The following is a 3,078-nucleotide window of genomic DNA, read 5'->3' as shown; positions in this document are numbered from 1 at the left end:
TTTTTCTTAACCGGACACCACTTTGTGGTTAAGTCCTCGACCGATTAGTATTGGTCCGCTCCATGCATCACTGCACTTCCACTTCCAACCTATCTACCTCATCATCTCTGAGGGGTCTTACTCTTCCCGAAGGAAGATGGGAAATCTCATCTCGAGGCGAGTTTCACACTTAGATGCTTTCAGCGTTTATCTCATCCATACGTAGCTACCCAGCTATGCACCTGGCGGTACAACTGGTACACCAGCGGTATGTCCATCCCGGTCCTCTCGTACTAAGGACAGCTCCTCTCAAATTTCCTACGCCCGCGACGGATAGGGACCGAACTGTCTCACGACGTTCTGAACCCAGCTCGCGTACCGCTTTAATGGGCGAACAGCCCAACCCTTGGGACCGACTACAGCCCCAGGATGCGATGAGCCGACATCGAGGTGCCAAACCTCCCCGTCGATGTGGACTCTTGGGGGAGATAAGCCTGTTATCCCCAGGGTAGCTTTTATCCGTTGAGCGATGGCCCTTCCATACGGTACCACCGGATCACTAAGCCCGACTTTCGTCCCTGCTCGACCTGTCTGTCTCGCAGTCAAGCTCCCTTGTGCCTTTACACTCTGCGAATGATTTCCAACCATTCTGAGGGAACCTTTGGGCGCCTCCGTTACTTTTTAGGAGGCGACCGCCCCAGTCAAACTGCCCACCTGACACTGTCTCCCGCCACGTTGAGTGGCGCGGGTTAGAGTGGTCATACAGCGAGGGTAGTATCCCACCAATGCCTCCACCGAAACTAGCGTTCCGGTTTCTACGGCTCCTACCTATCCTGTACAAGCGGTACAAACACTCAATATCAAGCTACAGTAAAGCTCCATGGGGTCTTTCCGTCCTGTCGCGGGTAACCTGCATCTTCACAGGTACTTCAATTTCACCGAGTCTCTCGTTGAGACAGTGCCCAGATCGTTACGCCTTTCGTGCGGGTCGGAACTTACCCGACAAGGAATTTCGCTACCTTAGGACCGTTATAGTTACGGCCGCCGTTTACTGGGGCTTCAATTCTGAGCTTCGCCGAAGCTAACCCATCCTTTTAACCTTCCAGCACCGGGCAGGCGTCAGCCCCTATACTTCATCTTTCGATTTTGCAGAAACCTGTGTTTTTGATAAACAGTCGCCTGGGCCTATTCACTGCGGCTGCACGTTAGTGCAGCACCCCTTCTCCCGAAGTTACGGGGTCATTTTGCCGAGTTCCTTAACGAGAGTTCACTCGCTCACCTTAGGATTCTCTCCTCGACTACCTGTGTCGGTTTGCGGTACGGGCAGTTAACTATTCACTAGAAGCTTTTCTCGGCAGTGTGACATCAGTGACTTCGCTACTTAAATTTCGCTACCTATCACAACTTGTCCTTAGAGATCAAAGCATTTGACTCTGATCAAGACTTGTCGCTTAGCCAGACATATCCAACAGTCTGGTTCACTTAGCCTCCTGCGTCCCTCCATTGCTCAAACACAGTTAACTGGTACAGGAATCTCAACCTGTTATCCATCGACTACGCCTTTCGGCCTCGCCTTAGGTCCCGACTTACCCTGGGAGGACGAGCCTTCCCCAGGAAACCTTAGTCATTCGGTGGACAGGATTCTCACCTGTCTTTCGCTACTCATACCGGCATTCTCACTTCTAAGCGCTCCACCAGTCCTCACGGTCTGACTTCATTGCCCTTAGAACGCTCTCCTATCACGCATCCAAAGGATGCATCCACAGTTTCGGTAATATGCTTAGCCCCGGTACATTTTCGGCGCAGGATCACTCGACTAGTGAGCTATTACGCACTCTTTAAATGGTGGCTGCTTCTGAGCCAACATCCTAGTTGTCTATGCAACTCCACATCCTTTTCCACTTAGCATATATTTTGGGACCTTAACTGGTGATCTGGGCTGTTCCCCTTTCGACGATGGATCTTATCACTCACCGTCTGACTCCCGGATAATTAAATCTGTGGCATTCGGAGTTTATCTGAATTCAGTAACCCATGACGGGCCCCTAGTCCAAACAGTGCTCTACCTCCACGATTCTTCTTCCGAGGCTAGCCCTAAAGCTATTTCGGAGAGAACCAGCTATCTCCAAGTTCGTTTGGAATTTCACCGCTACCCACACCTCATCCCAGCCATTTTCAACTGACACGGGTTCGGTCCTCCAGTGCGCTTTACCGCACCTTCAACCTGGACATGGGTAGGTCACCTGGTTTCGGGTCTACAACTACGTACTTAGTCGCCCATTTCAGACTCGCTTTCGCTACGGCTCCGACTTTGTCGTCTTAACCTTGCACGCAATCGTAACTCGCCGGTTCATTCTACAAAAGGCACGCTGTCACCCATTAACGGGCTCCAACTGATTGTAGGCACATGGTTTCAGGAACTATTTCACTCCCCTTCCGGGGTGCTTTTCACCTTTCCCTCACGGTACTGGTTCACTATCGGTCACTAGGGAGTATTTAGCCTTGGGAGATGGTCCTCCCGGATTCCGACGGAATTTCACGTGTTCCGCCGTACTCAGGATCCTGAACTGAGAGATTCACGTTTCGACTACCGGACTATCACCGTCTCTGGTTCAGCTTCCCAGCTGATTCGTCTACGTTCGTCTTTGGTAACTCAAATGTTCAGTCCTACAACCCCACCAGGCAAGCCTGATGGTTTGGGCTTTTCCCGTTTCGCTCGCCGCTACTCAGGGAATCGATTTTTCTTTCTCTTCCTGCAGCTAATGAGATGTTTCAGTTCACTGCGTCTACCTCTGCTTAGCTATGTATTCACTAAGTCAGTAACCAACGACTAAGTTGGTTGGGTTGCCCCATTCGGAAATCTCCGGATCAAAGTGTACTTACCACTCCCCGAAGCATATCGGTGTTAGTCCCGTCCTTCATCGGCTCCTAGTACCAAGGCATTCACCATGCGCCCTTTATAACTTAACCTATGATTAACTTCGTTAATCTGGTTAATTGAGTAATATGCGATATAAATTCTTGTTAAACTCAAATAACGCGGTGTTCTCGGTTGTTTGAAAAAAATTGATACTATTTAGTTTTCAAAGTACAAGTTCA

General features: G+C 50.1%; 1 rRNA gene. It reads right to left on the bottom strand.

The window, feature by feature from the left end:
* Window positions 1–24: 24 nt before the first annotated feature.
* A 23S ribosomal RNA gene (locus ACYVQZ_RS09890) occupies window positions 25–2,949 on the bottom strand.
* Window positions 2,950–3,078 lie beyond the last annotated feature (129 nt).

This window comes from Paucilactobacillus salsurae (assembly GCF_054784995.1).
This window is presented reverse-complemented; position numbering and strand designations above follow the sequence as displayed.